Source organism: Enterocloster clostridioformis, from assembly GCF_020297485.1.
In the GTDB taxonomy this organism is placed as follows: Bacteria; Bacillota; Clostridia; order Lachnospirales; family Lachnospiraceae; genus Enterocloster; species Enterocloster clostridioformis.
This window is the reverse complement of the sequence record NZ_JAIWZC010000001.1, coordinates 3,910,774-3,928,428: the sequence shown is the minus strand read 5'-3', so window position 1 is coordinate 3,928,428 and position 17,655 is coordinate 3,910,774. Positions and strand designations below refer to the sequence as shown.

Genomic DNA, 17,655 nt, shown 5'->3' with positions numbered 1-17,655 from the left:
TCCCAAATTATTTTCCTCTGCAATAAGAACACTCCCCAAAATATTCCACCTGAGACAATGGAACTGCCTGAACATACGCAATGATGGACCGGCAGCTTTTAGACAGATGATAGCTTGTGCCGTATGGCATGACATACACCGTACCAGCGCTCCCCATACTGCCGCTCCCTGTACCTCCGTTCCCTGTACTTCCGCTCCCCGCGCCACAAGTCCCGCAGGGAGAATACCTTCTCCCCGATTCATTCCGCAGTTCCCCAACAGTACCAAAATCCACCGCTTTTAAATCATTGTAAAGATAATGGCAGGTCCTTAAGCGGTGGTAACGGGTGGAATTTTTCCCGATATATACTGTTTCGTCATCTTCTCCATCCCCATCCCTGCCGCCATCTCCAAAACGTCCCCCATCCGCTCCGTTCCACATTCTGCGGCTGCATACCTGTTCCACGGGAATGCTGTTGATTCCTAATACGGAAAAGGGAAGACGCATCCGATATCTCATCACTATATGGACCATTTCATCCGTCCCTATATCCGTTCCCTCAAATGATACGGCTTCCACCCACTCTCTGTTAATCCCTCCCAATATCCTGGCTGAAGCATATGCTGCTGCCAGGACAGAGGATGCTGTATCCTCTGCCCTCCCCACATCCACCTCTGCACCGCCCTCCTCTGCAGTGCGGAAACAGTATTCCACATAGGCATGCTGACTCAGTTCCTCCCCCACGGATTCCATTACTGCCTGTATCTGTCTCTGGCGGTCCAGCATCTTCATAGGCATAATGAGACAGAAACATAAGAACAGGAACAGGGACAGACTGAGTGCTGCCTCTATGGACAAACTCCCCTGCATCTGACAGGAGCTCCATGATAATGCCCCTTTTTCATGGGACAGTCGACAGCGCATACGTACTTGGAGAGGTGCGTTTGCATTTTTATTTGCTGTTTTGTTATCTGGACAATACGATTTTAATTTTATATTCTGCACCAGAAAAAAGGGCATCATCATGAACCTCCTTTCCCCATTTCTGAAATCTTAGCAGCTCTTATTTCTATGGTATCTACGGACTTTTGTAATCTTCCAGGTAACTCCCGGCTACAGCCATGCGCGTGTCATATGCGTAACCCTCCTCCCGCTCCTGACTTTTCCACAATCCATTTGAAAAAAACACATGTTTTCCACTGACAAGAGCTTCCGCATTCACCGTACATACACAGTTTGCCAGAGAAAATCCCGGCTGTTTCCTTGCTGTAACAACCTGCATTACATCCATCATCCGGTAAACCAGGTCCGTATCATAACCTCCGAAAATAAGTATCCGGAGATAACCTTTATAATCAGTTCCACTTCCATTCCCATCCCCTCCTTCCCCATCAATCAAACGCCCGCTCCTTCCCATCTCCAAAAGTCCTGCCAAATCCATTTTCCAGTCGGAGGCCGTCTTAATGACCGGTACCCTTTTTCCCTCCAACAGGCACCGCACATCCAGCAGCGCCTCACCAAGGGCCCACACTGCCATGATAAAAAATGCCACCACCCATACAAGAGGCAGTATCCCCGTCCCTCCCACTATGGTCAGAGCCAGACTCCGTGCCTCCTGGCGTTTTCCGGAATCCGACAGGATATGTACCAGATTGAGTCCTTCCCTAAAAGCAACCAGACGCGCCGCCACACCGCTTAAGTTGTCCTTATCCTTCTCCTTTCCATGAATGATGTATTCCAGCTCATAAAACTCCCCCTTCTGCATCTCCTTTTTAAACCCTTTAAAAAAGCGTATATCATATTCTCCTATAATCAGACGCTGTATCAGCGTCCTGACTCCGGTCAAAAAGCCGGTGCTTTTGGAATCTCCGCCGCCGTCTGTTTTCCTCTGGACAGACGGTGTGCCGGAAAGCCTGATGTCTGTGCCGGAAACAACGGTTCCTTCCGGCAATACCAATTCCAGCATCCCTTTTCCTGCCATATTGGCTACCTGTTCCAGAAAGCCTTCCTTTTCCTTATCGCGGACCCCGAATTCCACTCCCAGCGAGAGCATACCATACTGGGACCAGCGCGCTCTCACCGGTTGCCACAAGGCGGCCTCGTCCAACTCATCGTCCTCATCCTCCGGCTCCCAGTTACTGATATACTCCATTACCTCCTCAGCCATATCTATCATTTCCCCAATCCACCGAATCCTGTCCCGGCTCAGATTTGTCAGCGCCTCAACCTCCCTGCGGCGCTGTCCGTCCTGGGCCGCATATGACTCATACTGACTGATTTCCTCCTCCAGGGCAGCCCGCACATCGTCACTCAGGTCATTGGTTTCCTCCAAAAACCGTTCTCTGCTGTCTGTCAGCTTCTTATACAGTTCATCCGCCCTTTTCTCATACGTCTTTACCTGCCCTGGAAGCCGTTCCAGTTCCCGTATCATTTTATTGGTCTGGGATACGAAACCGCCTCCATCCAGCCGGTCCAGGCAATCCTTTCCCTGTTCCCACCGTTCCCTCTGGGCCAGAAGCGTACTGTTAATTGTCTCCAGCGCCTTTTCCACTCTCACAGCTTCCCTGGAATGGGCGGAATACAATTCCGACACGCGGTTAACGCTGTTTCCCTCCTTCCAGGCCCCCGACAGCTCTATTGCACCTGCTTCATCCAGCTCGTCCCAATCTACATCCAGCAGCCCATACTTCATATAATCCAGAATTTCCTGTTCAAAATATCTCCCGTCTCCCTGGGTCAGACCCGTCATATCGGTTATCCGGATCTGGTCCGCCTTCATAGGATACCAGTTGCCGGCCTCCATATAGGGCCTCATAAATTCCCTGAGCTCCTTCTCCAGCGTCTCTGCCTTGTCATACTCAAGGCCCAATATCCGGTATTTATCCCACAGTTCCCGGTGGTACTGGGCCATAAGGGAATCTGCGGATGAGTCCACTGCCATCCGCAGATAGCATCTGGCGCCTGCTGTGCGGGCCGATTCCACGACCACGCACAGCAGCGAGCAGACACTGAACAGTATCATTGCCAGGAATACCGTAATCTCACCTTTCCTGCACATTAATACACCTCTTTTGACTGGCTGTTTATCTCCTTAAAAATATTTTGCAGCAGGGTTGTTATCTGCTTTTTAAAGATAATGACCAGGCCTATAAGCACCACCAATACCAACACCAGCTCAATCACCCCCACGCCCTGTTCATCCTTCCAGAACTCCCTTAATTCTTTTCCTAATTCCATGGCTCTCCTCCTTATGCTTTACTTGAATTCCATCAGCGCCGGAACAGCTATCATAACCATGACCACTGACAGTAGTATGAACAGCGGAAGCAGCAGTTTTGTTCCAGCTTCCTCCCCCAGGCGCCTGGCCTGATGTTTTCTCTGTTCAAATGCATCTGTCATCTCTGTACGCAGCAGATTCCTGAGATTCTTTGAACCGTTTTTACGGTTTTGTTCCAGCAGACCTCCCAACTTCATATAAGACTGGAGTCCACACCGCCTTCCAAACTCCTCAAATGCACTCCCCTCCGGCACTCCCCCCTTCATCTGGCAGCTGGTCTCATACATTTCCTCATAGACATACCGTTTCCTGCGCCTTCCCTGCTCCACCATCATGTTATATTCCAGGGCAATCTTATCCCAGGCCGTCCGGATACTCATACCGGCGCCCAGAAAAATGGTCAGCCTGGACAATACCTCCGGGTAATCCAGTGCCAGCTGGCGTTTCCTCGCCTCTGCCCTGTTTTGCAGCCCGGCCCGGTCCTTTAGAAAACATAAGACGGCTCCGGCCGCTCCCAAGCCCATCACCGGAACAAAGACAGACTCTTCCGGCAGACTGTATTGCAGGCTCCGTCCCTGATACTCCTTAGGAAGCTTCATATAAGCTGTAGTGGACTGCAGTTCATCCTCCTTCTTGAGGAACTCGGCAAATGCCGCCTCCGTCTGTTCCTGTTCCGTAAGCACCGGTGGCTTTACGCACACGGACAGTTCATATTCTTCCGGCCATTTCCCCTCTGTCATACGCACATGCAGGTTGATTCTGATTCCCTGCTCGTCAATCCCCCTCTGTTTCATCTCATGGACATGCAGTTCACCAAAAGAATCCAGAAGCTCCGGCTCATCCGATTCCCACCTGAGCCTTATTCCATAGCTGTCCAGATATGTAAGCAGGTTCAAATCCTGCCTTACATCCTCAAGAGACGGATTATTTCCCAATATAAGCTTCGGAAGCTGTTCCATCACAGCCTCGTACGCCTTAAGGGCCTCCTGTTTCGTATATACCCGTTCTGACAGAACCATTTCCACAGGAACCGCCTTCTCCTCAAGACCCTCCACCATCAGGCTGTATGTCTGATTCCCCTGTCCATAGCTTCCCCTGGCCAGGGTATTGCCTTCCAAAAGATCGCTGTCTGTGCGCTGCCACAACTGTGCCGCCATTCCCAAGAAAAGGCCGGCTGCCAGGCATATAACCTGTTTCCGCCCAATCCGGGCCCAAAGCCTCCCCCCAGGTCTGTTTCTAATCCTTATCGTCCGCTCCACCTGCCTTTCACACCTCAATGTCCAGTATCTTCCCGGCCATAACCAGCGCGCCCGCATAGGCTGCCAGACACATGGTCATCACTCCCCGGCCCATCCAGGTGCCGTACATCACGCTGAAAAATCCAGGGGATGTAAGATCAATATAGAGTACAATCAAAAACGGTATCAGATTCATGATTTTCTGTTCAAATATCCTGGAAGCAAGCATGGTGTGTATCTCCTCCTTAACCTGCACCTTATCACGGATAATTCCAGCCGTCTGGCGGATGATTTCCACCAGCTCACCTCCGCTTCGTTTAGCCGCGGACAGTACCTGGGCAAAATTATCCACATCCTCCAGTCCGCTGCGCCGGCCAAAATCCATGAACAGATCTTCTGCCGGACGGTTCATCCGGATTCCATCGCACAGGATCCGGAACTCCTCTGTAATCATCTCCTTCTTTCCAAACAATACTTCCAGCTCCTTTATGCTGAGGGCAAGTCCATTTTCCAAGGAATACCCCGCGCTGAGAAAGGAGGACAGCACCTGGATTCCCTCCTTAAACTGTAATTCCAGCCGCCTGGCCCTCTCCTTCTTTAAATCCTCCCTCCGATATAAAGGATAACAGGCTCCAAAGGGTATCAGAATCAGGAACACCACCGCACTGCGGTAAAATACATAGGAGGCCAGCCCGCAGGCCCCTATCCCGCAGGCGCCGTATAACAGCCACTCCCTGGCTGTAAGCCGGTAGGTGCTGTAATCCACCCTGTCGGGAGGCCGGGCCCTGGGAGCCCTCTTTTCCGGTTTGCTCCTGGCAATCTCCTGCCTAACCAGGTCCCGCCTGTGTCCCGGCCCTTTTCTGACGAAGCCGGTCCTCCCTCCCGTCATATTCAAACAATGGCTCCAGTTCCACCTCTCCATTCTGCAAACCTCCTATTCTCATAATGGATAAAACTCTTCTCTTTCCATCCTTCAGCCGTCCCAGATGGACCATGATGTCCAGAGCCGACACAATCTGGTTCCTGATTGCCGCCAGCGGAAGGTCTGCCGCCATCAGCACCATGGTCTCCAGCCTGCTTATCATGTCCCGCGGGCTGTTTCCATGACCCGTGGAAAGACTGCCGGGATGGCCTGTGTTCATGGCCTGGAGCATATCCAGGGCCTCTTTTCCCCTCACCTCGCCCACTACGATGCGGTTGGGGTTCATGCGCAGGGCCGCCTTGATTAGCTGGCTCATGGTAATTTCCCCTTCCCCCTCCGTATTGGCGTTTCTTGTCTCCAGGCGCACAAGATTGGGAACCTGCGTTATCTGCAGTTCAGCAGAATCTTCAATGGTAATTACCCGCTCACCGGAGGGTATGAAGGATGACAATGCGTTTAGGAATGTGGTTTTCCCGGAGTTTGTCCCTCCGCTGATGAACATGTTGCATCCCTCCTCCACCAGCTGCTCCAGAAAGCCCGCGGCCTCCGCGCTTATGGCTCCGAAACGAATCAGCTTTTCCATGGTAATCGGGTCCGGGAATTTCCTTATAGTTACAACCGGACCATCCAGGGCCACAGGCGGAAGCACCACATGGACTCTGGAGCCGTCCTCCAGCCTGGCATCCACCATGGGAGAGGATACATTCACCACACGGTTGACCCTGCTTACAATCTGTTGTATGATATCCTCCAGCTGTTCCGGCTTCTCAAATTTCCTGTCCCACAATTCCATCCTTCCGTTTTTCTCCATAAATATCTTTCCTGCTCCATTAACCATGATTTCCGATACGGAGCTGTCATCAATAAGCTCCTGCAGGATATCCAGACGGCGGAAGCTGTCAAAGAGGCTGCCCCGCAGCCAGAGCCGTTCTTTTAACGGCAGGAACATTTCCTGTCCCATGTCTCCTATGGCCCTGTCAATCATCTCCATCAGTTCCCCGTCGTCCATATGGTGGCTTTCCTGCAGTTCTTCCATGACGCGTTCCCTTATGACCCACCGGACACCTTCTCGGTTCCTCCTCCTTGTACTCTCCCTCTCCTCCATGGCTCACGCTTCCTCCTCATTGTTCCTACACCCCCTAGCTCTCCGGCTGCTTCCCGTTCAAAAGCTGCCTTACATAATCCCCCATCTCTCCCCATGTCAGCTGTTCCAGGTACCCCTCCCGCTTCATAATACCTGTATGTCTGGGCAGTCTCAGTTTCTGAATCCTGTCCCTGACCCCGGCATCGTCTGCTTCCTCCAGGTATTCCTCGAATTCCTCTATCTTGGCTGCTGATATATAGTCCTCCCTGACCGGCATATACACCACATCACACATGGAGAGAATGGGCAGTGATCCCCTTCCCATCTGGCCCACGTCCACCACCAGCCTGTCATAGCCGCTCTCCCTCGCAATCCTGTCTATGAGCTGCGCCATGTCCTCCGGCGCCACCTGGCTTAAGTCCTCCGCATATCTCACCGGAGGTATATAATCCATATTTCCCCAGTTGCTGATCATAGACTTTAGCTTCATCCAGTTATACCCTCCCTGCCGGTACAAATACAGCACATCCGATAAATCAGCCTTGTACTCACTGTTAATCAGCCTGGAAAGCCCTGAATATTCCTCCAGGTTCAGATACAGCACCGTCTCCTTTTTTGCCATCACCTGCCCTATGGTTAGGGCCAGCGAGGACTTAAAGCACCGGTTCACAGGGGAATATATGCCCATGACCAGGGCCCTGGTCCCAAGAAGGGCCAGCGACGGCTCCACAGGCCGGCTGCAGTAGGAAGCCAACACCTCACGCATGATACAGTCCCCGGACTGGTACTTGTAGATGGACGGAAATACATCCAGCCCATCCACCAGCTCCCCGTCACACAGAACCATGACCTGCTTTGCCTTCACATCCCCCACCAACGCCCGGGAGCACTCATCTACCAGCAGGATTTCTATGGGATGTTCTTCCCCATATTCTCTGAGCCTGTCCAGGCTGGAAAACGCCATGGCTGTAAACGGAATCTTTTCCTTCTGATTCACATAATCCGCCAGCCGTTCCCCAAAGGCGGGGTCAGCGTCATAGACTGCCAGAATCTTTACCATATATTTACTTCTCACCTCGTTTCTGCCTGGCGCATATGCGCCTTAACACCCATCACTCATCCCTTCCACAACACTGTAATAAGAGTCCCCGCAAAAAAACAGGCTCCCAATGGAATTACGCACTTATATCCATCCCGCTCCGGGCAGTAATACGCCTCTATTTCTTTACTCTGAATCAAACGCCTGATATAGGCAGTCAAATACAAGAATCTCTGACAAACGCTGCCCTCTCGCAGCATCTTTCCGAGAGCCAGAACAGCTCCCAGACACAAGCCAATCACTACGGACCAAAATCCTCTTTCCAAGCCAAAACAGCCTGCCACAAGGGCCATGAATTTAATATCCCCGGCTCCCACCATCCGCAGCAGGAAAAACGGGAAACCGGCTGCAGCCGCCAACACCAGCCCCATTATAAAAACAACAACGCCTTCAGCCGCGGCTGCCCAAAAGCCAACGCTTCCCGCTCCGGACACGCAGGCCTCCGCCGAAACAGCCAGTCCTGCCGCCGCCACGGCCTCCAGGGCCCTGTTAGGTATCCGGTAATACCTGATATCCATAAAGGCGCAATAGGCCATCATGCCATACAATGCATATGACATAAAACAATGTAAACTGAATACACTACCCCCTTTCTCCGTTCCATCTTTCACTTTTTTCTGAGGAAATTTCTGCCTGAGCCAGGCAACACAAAAATAATGATGTAAATAAAACCATTGAGATAAATCAGACTGTCATGAAATAGACTGTGTTGGATGTTGTTCCATTATGAGGGATTTTCCGGCAAATGTCAAGGGTGAATTTCAGCGAGTTTTATGCATTTCATTTCCGATTTCCTTGACCTTCCTCCCTATACATGGTAAAATGAAGTTGGTTCAAATTTTTAAACCAAAGGAGGAAATGGCAGATGACAACTGCCCAGGAATTACAGAAACGTTTTCATGCCTGTATGCCGCTGTTCATTGCCCTGGGCGATGAGATGCGTCTGTCCATCATAGAGGTACTGACAGAGGAAGCCCTTGACAGCAGGCAGACACCTGGCCCCATCCATTTCGAGCAATACGGTCTCAATGTAAACGAAATCACCAGACGGACCAGCCTTTCCCGCCCGGCCATATCCCATCATCTCAAGATACTAAAGGAGGCGGGCATCGTAGGCGTACGCCAGGAAGGAACGGCCAATTATTATTACCTTACCCTGAGGGAATCCAACCGCCGGCTGATGGAACTGGGTTACAGACTGGAAGAATTCCTGTATTGAGAGCCTGTATTAAAATTTAATTCCGCAGGCCATACATGCATAAGATGGCATTTTCCAGATATACTACTTCTATCAATATCTGGGAGATGAAGCATATGTTTGACATCATGAAAGCAGTCAGGGAGACTGCCGCCGCCAGGTCCGCAGTGACCAGGGCGCGGCGTCCCAGACCTGAACTCATCCGCCTGCGCGTGGAAATCGAACGCACAAAATGTGCCATCGAAGCCGCCAGGAACCACTTTGAGCAGGCCGTGGACCCTACCCTGATAGACTGCTATATCTACGAACTGAACGCGGCCCAGCTGCGCTACCAGTTCCTGCTGCGTAAATTTAAAAGCCAGGAGGATTAGTACTTACAGTACTATCCCCCTCCGGGCGCTGTAACATATAACTACATAAAGATTGCGAGGAAAACAACATGAGCACCTGGTATGAACGGGGAGTGTTCTATCACATGTATCCCCTGGGGATGACTGGCGCCCCCAAACACAATGATGCAACCGAAGTAACCAACCGTTTTAAAGAATTAGACAAGTGGATTCCCCACATCCGCTCCCTGGGCTGCAGCGCCATCTACATAGGCCCGGTTTTTGAATCCGCCAGCCATGGATACGATACCAGAGATTATAAGCTGGTGGACCGGCGTCTGGGCGATAATGATTCTTTCAGAAATTTTGTGGCCCAATGCCACCAGGAGGGCATAAAGGTAGTAGTGGACGGCGTGTTCAATCACACGGGACGTGAATTTTTTGCCTTTAAGGACATACAGGAAAAGCGCCGGGATTCCCCCTATAAGGACTGGTATAAGGGGGTGAACTTTGACTGGCAGAGCCCCTGCGGCGATTCCTTTGGATACGAAGCCTGGCAGGGACATTTTGAACTGCCCTGCCTGAACCTCTTTAACCCGGATGTAAGGTCCTATCTCTTTGACGTCATCCGGTTTTGGATTGATGAGTTTGACATTGACGGAATACGCCTGGACTGCGCCAATGTGCTGGACTTCAACTTCATGAAGGAAATGCGCAGCCAGACAGAGACCATGAAGGAAGATTTCTGGCTCATGGGCGAGGTGATTCACGGGGACTACAGCCGCTGGGTTAACAGTGAGATGCTCCACTCCGTCACCAATTACGAACTTCACAAAAGCCTTTACTCCGGCTTCAATGATCACAACTTCTTTGAAATTGCCCACAACGTAAGACGGCTGGAGGCCATCGGACGCCAGCTTTACACCTTTGTGGACAATCATGACGAGGACAGGATTGCCACAAAGCTTAAGCTCAGGGAGCACCTGTTTCCCATATACCTCTGTCTCTTCACACTGCCCGGCATCCCATCCGTCTATTACGGCGGCGAATGGGGCATTGAGGGAAAACGCACCAACACCAGCGATGAGGCGCTGCGTCCCGCCATCTCCATAGACCAGGAAGGTGAACTTCACTGTGAGCTTACGGACCTGATTGCACAGCTGGGACAGATTCACAGGCGGCAGGAGGCGCTTCACACGGGCCGTTACCAGGAACTGCTGCTGACCAACCGCCAGTATGCATTTGCCAGACACGGTGAGGACTCTGTCATTATCGCCGCGGTAAACAATGACGATGAGCCGGCCTCGCTGGCCATCCCTGTTCCGATTCAGGCCAGCGAGGCAGTCAATCTTCTGGAACCCGGAGACCGCCTCCCCATTTCAGACGGGAAGGTCCACATAAAATTAAAGGGCAACTGGGGAGCTGTCCTGAAACTCAAGGGAGAGAACTGATATGGTAGCTAAAAAACGCATTGCAGCATCTTCAAAGAAAAAGGCTTCTGCCACAGGCTTCATATCTGACCTGGACTGCTATCTGTTCGGGGCAGGCACACACTATGATATTTACCAGAAATTAGGGGCGCATCCCAAGACATACAAGGGAAAGGAAGGCATCTACTTCGCTGTTTGGGCCCCCCATGCAAAAGAGGTCCATCTGGTAGGTGATTTTAACAACTGGAATCCGGAGGCCAACCCCATGGAACGCATCTCCGAATCCGGCATCTGGGAGATTTTCAATCCGGACATGAAGCTGGGAGAGCTCTATAAATTTGCCATTACCACCCAGTCCGGCAGGATTCTCTACAAGGCAGATCCCTTTGCCTTCAGCGCGGAATACCGTCCGGGCACAGCCTCTGTCACAGCCGATATCCAGGGCTTTTCCTGGACTGACAGCGCATGGATTGAAAAAAGGACCCAGGCGGATGTACAGAAGCTGCCCATGAGCATTTACGAAGTGCATCTGGGTTCGTGGCGCAAACGGGACAGGCCTGAAAAGGACGGCTTTTATACATACACAGAGGCTGCCCATGAACTGGCAGCTTATGTAAAGGAGATGGGCTATACCCATGTGGAGCTTATGGGCATTGCAGAACACCCCTTCGACGGCTCCTGGGGATATCAGGTTACGGGGTACTTTGCTCCCACCTCCCGCTATGGCACACCGGCGGAGTTCATGTATTTTGTCAACTACCTGCATAAGAACGGCATAGGCGTCATACTGGACTGGGTTCCGGCCCACTTCCCCAAGGATGCCCATGGCCTGGCTGACTTTGACGGCGAACCCCTTTTTGAATATGCGGACCCCAGGAAGGGGGAACACCCGGACTGGGGCACCAAGGTATTTGATTACGGCAAGAACGAGGTCAAGGACTTCCTCATCAGCAATGCACTCTACTGGGTGGAGCAGTACCATGTGGACGGCCTCAGGGTGGACGCTGTGGCGTCCATGCTGTACCTGGATTACGGACGTCAGGAGGGCCAGTGGGTCCCCAACATACATGGCGGCAACCAGAACCTGGAAGCCATAGAGTTCTTCAAGCACCTGAACACAGTGGTCCAGGGGCGCAACCACGGAGCCCTTGTCATCGCTGAGGAATCCACCGCCTGGCCAAAGGTGACGGAGCATCCCGAACAGGACGGACTGGGCTTTACCTTCAAGTGGAACATGGGGTGGATGCATGATTTCCTGGAATACATGAAGTTAGACCCCTATTTCCGCAAGTATAACCATCACCGCATGACCTTCGGACTCACCTATTTTACAAGTGAGAACTATATCCTGGTCCTTTCCCACGATGAGGTGGTTCACCTGAAATGCTCCATGATTAACAAAATGCCCGGCCTTGGCAAGGACAAGTTTTCCAATCTGAAGGCCGGTTACACCTTCATGATGGGCCATCCCGGCAAGAAGCTCCTGTTCATGGGTCAGGATTTCGGCCAGCTCCATGAATGGGATGAAAAGGTTTCCCTGGACTGGTATCTCACGGACGAGGATGACCACAGAGAGCTTCAGAACTATGTGAAGGACCTGCTCCATCTGTACAAAAGGTATCCTTCCCTTTACCGCCAGGACAATGACTGGAACGGTTTCCAGTGGATTAATGCCAATGACGGCGACAGAAGTATCTTCAGCTTCATCCGGCGGGATGAGACGGGTAAGAAAAACCTGATGTTCATTATAAGCTTTACTCCGGTGGAGAGACCGGATTACCGGGTAGGTGTTCCAAAGCGCGGCAGGTACACCCTGCTCCTGGATAATCACGGCGCTTATAAGGCAGCAGAAGCTCCGTGCTTCTCATCCTCTAAAAGCGAATGCGACGGACAGCCCTACTCCTTCTCCTATCCTCTTCCTGCATACGGAACAGCCATCTTCCGTTTTTAAACATGTTTTTAAGAAATATGATTCTTTTAGGGCCTAAAAGTACGTTAAAAATTTATCAAATTAGGTATGTACTTTTCAGTCATGTTGTAGTAGAATAAAGGCAGTGCGATGGATTACCTGTCGCAGCACCGTTTATAATGTGTGGAAGGAGAGTATAATTATGGCAAAACAATTAATTTCCAGTAGCGAAACAAAATCCGTATACCGTGACGGAAGCACTGCCATCAAGGAATTCTGCGAAGACTTCCCAAAAGCCGAGGTTCTGAATGAAGCCCTGTGCAACGCACGTGTGGAAACCATTGAAGCCCTGAATGTTCCTAAGGTTCTGGGGGTATCTGTAATCGATGGCAAATGGTCTATTACCAGGGAATTTGTGGAGGGCAAGACCCTTCAGCAGCTGATGGAAGAAAATCCTGACAAGACAGGGGAGTATCTGGAGCAGATGGTTGATTTACACCTGTTGATTTTTGCCCAGGCCTGCCCACTGTTAAACAAGCTGAAGGAAAAGACCATCCGCGCCCTTAAATCCGAGGAACAGCTGGATGAAAACCTGCGCTACGAGCTGCTTACAAGGCTGGACGGCATGCCAAAGCACACCAAGCTGTGCCACGGCGATTTCTGCCCTTCCAATATCATCGTAGGCGACGACGGCAAATGGTATCTGGTTGACTGGGTACATGCTTCCCAGGGCAACGCAAGTGCCGATGTGGCCAGAACCTATCTGCTTCTGAGCCTGAAGGATAAGAAGACAGCTGATATGTACATGGATCTGTTCTGTGTTAAAACGGGCACAGAAAAGCGCTATGTACAGGGCTGGCTCCCCATCGTGGCAGCTGCCCAGCTGGCTTACAAACGTCCCGAGGAAAAGGAACTGCTGGAAAGCTGGATTAACGTATTTGATTATCAGTAAAATCCGCCTGCACATGGAAAAAAGAGGCGCCGGAAGATATCTTCCGGCGCCTGTGACTTTAGCAAATTAATACGACGTTTCTCACAGTCAAGGTATCATATTTTACGATATTTGTGATACCGGGTGAGAGACTGCTTATCTGCTCCACAAACAAAGCCATCAAGCTCTTGATAGCAGTGGTCAGCTCCATGTCCTGTATATCTTCACAGAACATGAAAAACAGCTCTCCATAAGTTTTCTGGCCGTTCTGGTTCCGGCGAGCCATCATAAGTGGTTGCAAAGAGTCTTTGAATGGTATATACTGTTTTCTATAAGACATCATCCTTTGTAGGTTATTTGTTTCTTGACAAAAACAGTATTCTGCTCATTTTATGAGTCGTTGACCTAAGCAACCTGGTCCGGGATTATTATTATTTGCATCTTTTTTGAATCGAATTTGTCATTATGTAGTTTCCTTATATTCATATTTGTGCTATCGGCTTTCGAGAGAATACGTCTCTTGTGCTTCTTTTATTTTTGAGACAGCGAGGTTTCTCGACAGAGGGTCGGCATGGATGATCTTGAAAGGCTTCCAGCCAAAACATAAATCACCGCCGAATGGATTGACAGACTTTCTAAGAGGTTTTGCCATCTGGAGCTTGTTCCCAAGGAGGAAACGTCAATGAGATCGGACTTTGTAACTATTAACCTGTAGTCCCTATCGACTACACCATTATTATACTAGTACAGCATTGCCAAAATAATAATGAATAGACGTTGCTTTTTTATTGTAGTCGGTGCATAATAATTCTATCACTAAAGAATGGATGTGTTATTATGCGAAGGAAAACAATTGATACTATCCCGGTTTTATCTGATGCCATGAAAAACATATTATCTGCTTTTTCAAAAAGCCGCTCCCTTCCGTCAGGACTGGTCAAAAGAGCCAGCATTGTCCTGCTTGCGTCACAGGGGGAACTCAACCAGAATATTGCACCACAGGTCGGGCTTCATTATAATAATGTTGCCACCTGGCGCAGTCGGTTCCTCGCGGCGCTCCCAGCCTTGCGGAGGATTGAAATGGACGACCCGAAAAAGCTTGAAGATGAGATACGGGCAGTCCTGTCCGATAAAAAACGCCCCGGTGCCCCGTCTGTTTTTACGCCGGACCAGATCATGCGGATCATCGACCTTGCCTGCAGCAGCCCAAATGATTTTGGGTACGAAGTAAGCCAGTGGAGTCTCCCGCTGTTAGTGGCAGAAATTAAAAAGCAGGGGATCGCTGAACAGATTTCTGAGAAATCTGTCAGCCGTTTTTTAAAAATGAGGTAGATTTACATCCCCACAAAATCCGTTACTGGCTTCATTCTTCGGAAAAGACGGAAGCCCCGGAATCTTTTGCGCGGAAAGTAAACGAAATCTGCGGCCTGTACCAGAGTGCCCAGGAACAAAGCCGGGAAGGTGCACACATTGTTTCCACGGATGAAATGACCGGGGTACAAGCGCTGGAACATAAATATCCTGACAAGCTCCCATTACCCGGCCAGTGCGCCAAAATGGAGTTTGAGTATATCCGCCATGGCACGACCAGCCTCATCGGGTTCTTTGATGTTGCAACGGGCCGTATGGAAATGCCGTATTTAAACTCCACACGCACAGAAGAGGATTTTGTGGAAGCCGTGAAAGCATTGGTAGGGACAGACCCGCAAGCCCCATGGACATTTATATGCGATGGCCTAAACACCCATAAATCGGAAGCCCTTGTCCGCTTTGTGGCAGAAGCCTGTGCCCTTGGCGTGGAACTGGGCAAAAAAGGGAAAACAGGGATCCTTAAAAGTATGGAAAGCCGAGCGGATTTCCTGCATGACCCTTCCCACCGGATCCGCTTTGTCTATACTCCGAAACACAGTTCCTGGATGAACCAGATTGAGATATGGTTTGGCATCATTAACCGGAAGCTGCTGAAGCGGAAAAGCTACCTATCAATAGAAGAACTGGAAGCAAGCATCCTGCGCTTTATTGAACAATACAATCTTACAGCACACCCATTTAAGTGGACATATGCCGGGATACCATTAGTAATTTAATCACTGATATTTAAGCAATGCTGTACTAGGGCTGCGCCCAAAGCGGCGGAATCGCCGGAGGATGACGAAACGCCCTTAATGAACGGGCCAAACTGGAGAAGCAGCTTGCGCAGATGGAAAGCCTGATTGGAAAAGGATGACTACAAATGACTCAGAAAAAAATACATGAGATGCTCCTGCTTATGAAGCCTGGAATATTTATAACAGCAGAAACTCTTGCTGCTAAGTTATCTGTAAGCGAAAAAACGGTTCGCCTTGCGCTTAATGATTTAAAAAAGGCTGTTATGAAGCATGGCGCTGTAATCCTCTCTAAACCGCATTATGGATATTCTTTGAAAATACAGGAGCCGCAGTGTTTTGAAGAATACTGTAATTCACTTCTTTGTGATTTATGCATTCCGAATAGTCAGAATGAGCGTGTTGACTATCTGATGGCGTACCTGATATTTAAACAGAATTATATAAAGACGGAAGAATTATGTAATTTTATTTATGTATCCAAAACAACTTTGTCCAAATGTCTGAAATCCATTGAAGAAACTTTGAAACAATATCACCTTTCAATCGAACGCAGACCGAACTATGGGATTAGGATTTCAGGAAATGAATTTAACAAGCGACAGTTAATCGTAAATTCTTTTGTAAAACATTGTGGCTTTGGGGGGATTAATATCAGCCGCCAGCTTCAGGAGATTGATTCTCTGGCTCAAAAAATTTACAGCCTGACCTCCAGATATGGTATTTTTCTATCTGAAATTTCGCTTGATAATTTTGTCAGCTATACCTATGTCGCCTATAAGAGAATGAAATCAGGAAACTATCTGTCATTAATCACCCCCCCCCCCAGATTGTCTGCATATAGAAATTACAGATAAGCTGTTTATTAGGGAACTGTTTGACTATCTTTCTGAGCTGGGCGGCATTAATCATACGCAGACCGAGGAAACCTTTCTCCTAATCTGTCTTATGACAGGAAAACGGACTGGCGGCAACCTTGTTGAAAATGCTGTAAATTTTGTTATCCCTGAAAACATCGATCAGCTAAGCCTTCGTATACTTCAGCTGATCAGCAACGAATACCATCTTGATATCCTGAATGACTTTGACATTCGCATGACTTTGAATCAGCACCTCGTTCCTTTTGATATACGGATGCGTTATGAAATACCCCTGAAAAATCCATTACTTCAGGAGATCAAGGAAAATTATTCTCTTGCATACCAGGCAGCCAGAATCGCAGCAAATGTGTTGTCTGATATATATAAAAGACCAATACCAGAAGATGAGATTGGATACTTTGCTCTGATCTTTCAGCTTGCGCTGGAAAAGCAGCAGTGTAAAAGACGTTCCAATATATTAATCATATGCAGTAGCGGAAAAGTCTCATCTCAGCTGTTAAAATACAAATATCAGAAGGAATTTGCCGAATATCTGGACAATATATGGGTTTGTGATGTGGCAGCCTTGGAAAGCTTTAATTTTTCCCAAATTGACTTTATTTTAACAACAGTTCCAATCACCAGAAAGATTCCGGTCCCCATTATTGAAATTGAACATTTCCTTGACGACGAGAACAAGCGTAAGGTGGCAGATACACTGACCCTCAATGATATTGAGCGTGCGATCTGCACTTATTATCGGCCGGAACGTTTTCTTCCACATATATCCGGAAATACAAAGCAAGAGGTTTTAGCCAATATATATAAGGTAATCCAGAGTCAGGAAAAGGTAGATGATGATTTCCTTGAATTAGTCATGGAAAGAGAACAGCTGATTCAAATGAATTATGGCACACAAATTGCGATTCCTCATCCCCTGCATATTGCTTCTGAACATTCCTTTGCTTACGTGGCTATTCTGCCAGAGCCTGTTTCCTGGAACGGCTCTCCTGTACAAGTAGTGCTTTTAATCTCTATTGGACGAACAGGGGATTCAGAGGAGATGCGGCGTCTGTTCTATGAAACAACAGCCCGCTTTTCTTTAAATAAAACAGCGGTAGAAGCTCTGATTGAATCGCCCTATTACAGTACCTTTATACAATTGCTAAAAAATAGATGATTTTTGTATATTGTTTGTTTTTATCCAGAAAATGCCGGATTTATTCCGGCATTTTTTTCGTTGGAGTTTTTGCCATCTCCCTGCTATAGTTGTCTGTATGAAGGTAATCGCGA

General features: G+C 49.2%; 18 protein-coding genes and 1 pseudogene. 9 read left to right on the top strand and 10 right to left on the bottom strand.

Annotation, left to right across the window (positions count from 1 at the left end; genetic code table 11):
• Positions 1-7: 7 nt before the first annotated feature.
• From LA360_RS19795 to LA360_RS19760, 8 genes are read right to left on the bottom strand one after another with little or no spacing between them, the layout of a single operon-like run.
• The gene (locus LA360_RS19795) at positions 8-1,003 is read right to left on the bottom strand and encodes a hypothetical protein (protein ID WP_112481506.1); all 996 of its coding nucleotides are present in this window, start codon (positions 1,001-1,003) and stop codon (positions 8-10) included.
• Positions 1,004-1,058: 55 nt separating this feature from the next.
• Complete coding sequence (locus LA360_RS19790; RefSeq protein ID WP_022202818.1) at positions 1,059-3,038, bottom strand: DUF5702 domain-containing protein; 1,980 nt, start codon at positions 3,036-3,038, stop codon at positions 1,059-1,061.
• Positions 3,038-3,217 (bottom strand): Flp1 family type IVb pilin, encoded by a 180-nt coding sequence (locus LA360_RS19785; RefSeq protein WP_002585445.1) that lies wholly within the window; start codon positions 3,215-3,217, stop codon positions 3,038-3,040. The genes LA360_RS19790 and LA360_RS19785 overlap by 1 nt, the downstream gene beginning before the upstream one ends.
• Before the next feature lie 18 nt (positions 3,218-3,235).
• Entirely contained in the window at positions 3,236-4,516 is a 1,281-nt protein-coding gene (locus LA360_RS19780; protein WP_022202819.1) for a hypothetical protein, read from the bottom strand.
• A gap of 7 nt (positions 4,517-4,523) precedes the next feature.
• Complete coding sequence (locus LA360_RS19775) at positions 4,524-5,384, bottom strand: type II secretion system F family protein (protein ID WP_112481504.1); 861 nt, start codon at positions 5,382-5,384, stop codon at positions 4,524-4,526.
• Complete coding sequence (locus LA360_RS19770) at positions 5,323-6,522, bottom strand: TadA family conjugal transfer-associated ATPase (protein WP_112481503.1); 1,200 nt, start codon at positions 6,520-6,522, stop codon at positions 5,323-5,325. Before LA360_RS19770 ends, LA360_RS19775 begins: the two co-directional genes overlap by 62 nt.
• A gap of 34 nt (positions 6,523-6,556) precedes the next feature.
• Complete coding sequence (locus LA360_RS19765) at positions 6,557-7,561, bottom strand: P-loop NTPase family protein (protein WP_112481502.1); 1,005 nt, start codon at positions 7,559-7,561, stop codon at positions 6,557-6,559.
• Positions 7,562-7,617: 56 nt separating this feature from the next.
• Positions 7,618-8,160 carry a prepilin peptidase gene (locus tag LA360_RS19760; RefSeq protein WP_022202823.1) on the bottom strand — a complete coding sequence of 181 codons (543 nt, stop codon included), beginning with the start codon at positions 8,158-8,160 and terminating at the stop codon, positions 7,618-7,620.
• A gap of 305 nt (positions 8,161-8,465) precedes the next feature.
• Here LA360_RS19760 and LA360_RS19755 point away from each other — a divergent pair, with 305 nt between their 5' ends.
• The 5 genes from LA360_RS19755 (at position 8,466) to LA360_RS19735 (ending at position 13,418) form a co-directional block, all read left to right on the top strand.
• The gene (locus LA360_RS19755) at positions 8,466-8,819 is read left to right on the top strand and encodes an ArsR/SmtB family transcription factor (protein ID WP_022202824.1); all 354 of its coding nucleotides are present in this window, start codon (positions 8,466-8,468) and stop codon (positions 8,817-8,819) included.
• 35 nt (positions 8,820-8,854) lie between these two features.
• On the top strand, positions 8,855-9,169 hold the full coding sequence (locus tag LA360_RS19750) for a YaaL family protein (RefSeq protein ID WP_002585438.1): 315 nt from the start codon (positions 8,855-8,857) through the stop codon (positions 9,167-9,169).
• A gap of 68 nt (positions 9,170-9,237) precedes the next feature.
• Positions 9,238-10,578, top strand: coding sequence for an alpha-amylase family glycosyl hydrolase (locus LA360_RS19745; RefSeq protein ID WP_089775519.1), 1,341 nt, complete (start codon positions 9,238-9,240; stop codon positions 10,576-10,578).
• A 1-nt stretch (position 10,579) separates the two neighbouring features.
• Positions 10,580-12,508 (top strand): 1,4-alpha-glucan branching protein GlgB, encoded by a 1,929-nt coding sequence (gene glgB / locus LA360_RS19740; protein ID WP_022202826.1) that lies wholly within the window; start codon positions 10,580-10,582, stop codon positions 12,506-12,508.
• Positions 12,509-12,668: 160 nt separating this feature from the next.
• Positions 12,669-13,418 carry a phosphotransferase gene (locus tag LA360_RS19735; RefSeq protein WP_112481501.1) on the top strand — a complete coding sequence of 250 codons (750 nt, stop codon included), beginning with the start codon at positions 12,669-12,671 and terminating at the stop codon, positions 13,416-13,418.
• Positions 13,419-13,476: 58 nt separating this feature from the next.
• Here LA360_RS19735 and LA360_RS19730 read toward each other — a convergent pair whose 3' ends face one another.
• Positions 13,477-13,632, bottom strand: a complete 156-nt coding sequence (locus LA360_RS19730) for a hypothetical protein (protein WP_225537624.1) — start codon at positions 13,630-13,632, stop codon at positions 13,477-13,479.
• Between the two features lie 206 nt (positions 13,633-13,838).
• Positions 13,839-13,989, bottom strand: a pseudogene (locus LA360_RS31500) (IS110 family RNA-guided transposase); the annotation flags it as partial.
• 245 nt (positions 13,990-14,234) lie between these two features.
• On the opposite strand from LA360_RS31500, the gene LA360_RS19720 reads away from it, so the two are divergent.
• From LA360_RS19720 to LA360_RS19705, 4 genes are all read left to right on the top strand, one after another.
• On the top strand, positions 14,235-14,729 hold the full coding sequence (locus LA360_RS19720; RefSeq protein WP_089776580.1) for a helix-turn-helix domain-containing protein: 495 nt from the start codon (positions 14,235-14,237) through the stop codon (positions 14,727-14,729).
• On the top strand, positions 14,699-15,484 hold the full coding sequence (locus LA360_RS19715; protein WP_112481403.1) for a transposase: 786 nt from the start codon (positions 14,699-14,701) through the stop codon (positions 15,482-15,484). Before LA360_RS19720 ends, LA360_RS19715 begins: the two co-directional genes overlap by 31 nt.
• 146 nt (positions 15,485-15,630) lie before the next feature.
• Entirely contained in the window at positions 15,631-16,359 is a 729-nt protein-coding gene (locus LA360_RS19710) for a BglG family transcription antiterminator (RefSeq protein ID WP_089775513.1), read from the top strand.
• A gap of 91 nt (positions 16,360-16,450) precedes the next feature.
• Positions 16,451-17,542: a BglG family transcription antiterminator gene (locus tag LA360_RS19705; RefSeq protein ID WP_225537623.1), complete on the top strand. Its 1,092-nt coding sequence runs from the start codon at positions 16,451-16,453 to the stop codon at positions 17,540-17,542.
• The last annotated feature ends 113 nt before the right edge of the window (positions 17,543-17,655 follow it).